At 63.9% G+C, this 1,683-nt stretch carries 1 protein-coding gene; it reads right to left on the reverse strand.

From position 1 onward, the window contains the following. Window positions 1–432 precede the first annotated feature (432 nt). On the reverse strand, window positions 433–1,683 hold a 1,251-nt coding region (locus GOALK_RS03265; protein ID WP_006357363.1), incomplete at its 5' end, for a cryptochrome/photolyase family protein.

Consider the following 1,683-nt stretch of genomic DNA (forward strand, 5'->3'; position numbering starts at 1 on the left):
AACATCCATAAAGAATGCACGATGCCAAAAAAATGGCATCAGACAATTCATCATCACACTATCGAGTTCTCAAAGAACACACACCCACCAGCCACTCACCCCCACAAGGGCTTTCACCAGCAGACTTCGTTCTGACTTTCCACCGCCACCCCGTCTCCGGGGCAACTCTTCCAGCCTACCAGACCCAAACCCCGCCCGCAAAATCCGAAGATCCGCGCACCAGGACAGTCCAGCAACCCCACACACCCAGCCCGAGACACCAAGTCTCGAACCAGAAGATCAGGGGCGGCCAACGAAAAACCCGGTCTCCACTCCCCACCAGTCAGACCCTCTCAGGTCCTCCGGGGCGGCGCCGTGGCTCGCTGACTCGACATAAGTTACGCACAGTTTACCCTCAACACAAATCGGCTGGTCAGAGGCTTTTCTGTGCGGTCAGATCTGGCCGAACCGTCGCAGTGCTTCCTCACGTTCGGCTTTGTGGTCGACGATCGGTTCCGGGTAGTCGTCGGCGTCGACATCCCCCACCCAACGCCGAACGTACTCCCCCTCGGGGTCGAACTTCTTGGCCTGCGCTTCCGGGTTGAACACCCGGAAGTACGGCGCCGCGTCGGTTCCGGTGCCGGCCGCCCACTGCCACCCGTGGTTGTTCGACGCCATGTCGCCGTCGACGAGCTGTTCGAGGAACCATTCCGCACCCCACCACCACGGCAGGTGGAGGTCCTTCACGAGGAACGACGCGGTGACCATGCGGACCCGGTTGTGCATCCAGCCCGTCTCAGCCAGCTGCCGCATACCGGCGTCGACGAGAGGAAAGCCGGTGCGTCCGGCCTTCCACGCCTCGAAGCGTTCGTAGGCCTCGTCGTCGGTGTCCAGCTCGATGTCGTCGAACTGCCGATTCCAGTTGTGCCACAGGCTATGTGGCCAGTGGTAGAGGACATCGGCGTAGAAGTCGCGGAACGCCAGCTCGCGAAGGTAGGCCTGACCGCCGGCAGAGCGGCCGAGGTCGGCGGCGAGCGTGCGCGGGTGGATGTTGCCGTACTTCAGGTACGCCGACATCCGACTGGTCACGTCGGCAGCCGGGTCGTTGCGGCCGGTGTCGTAATCGGCGAGATCGTCGTCGACGAATTCTGCCCATCGGGCCAGGGCGGCGTCCTCGCCGGCGGGGAAGGACAGCGTCGTCGGCGCCTTCGGGATCTTGATCCGGCCGGACTTCTTCACCCCCGACGGGTCGAGGACTGCAGAACCCGGGATCGAGGAATCGGCTGGTTGACGCCAGCCGTGTTCACGCCACCGGCGGAAGTACGGGGTGAACACCTTGTACGGTTCGCCGTCGTCCTTGGTGATCCGACCCGGTGAGACCAGATACGGCGAGCCGGTGGCCTCCAGTGGGATGTCGCCGAGCGCCTCGGCGACGGCCTCGTCGCGGCGTCGCCCGAAGGGGGTGAAGTCCCCGGAGATGTGGACGGCCTCGGCGTCCACGGCTTTCGCCAGACGCGGGATCTCCTCGTCGGGGCGGCCCCGCACGACGAGCAACTTCCCGTCGAGCTTGGCGTCGAGCTCGCGGAGCGAATCGAAGAGGAACGCGAGTCGTCGCTCGCCCGATGATCTCTCGAGCCGAGGATCCACCACAAAGCACAGAAGGACCGACGAATCGTCGGTCCCTCTGGCTGTGGCTAGTTGTAA

Source organism: Gordonia alkanivorans NBRC 16433 (assembly GCF_000225505.1).
GTDB classification, from domain to species: Bacteria; Actinomycetota; Actinomycetes; order Mycobacteriales; family Mycobacteriaceae; genus Gordonia; species Gordonia alkanivorans.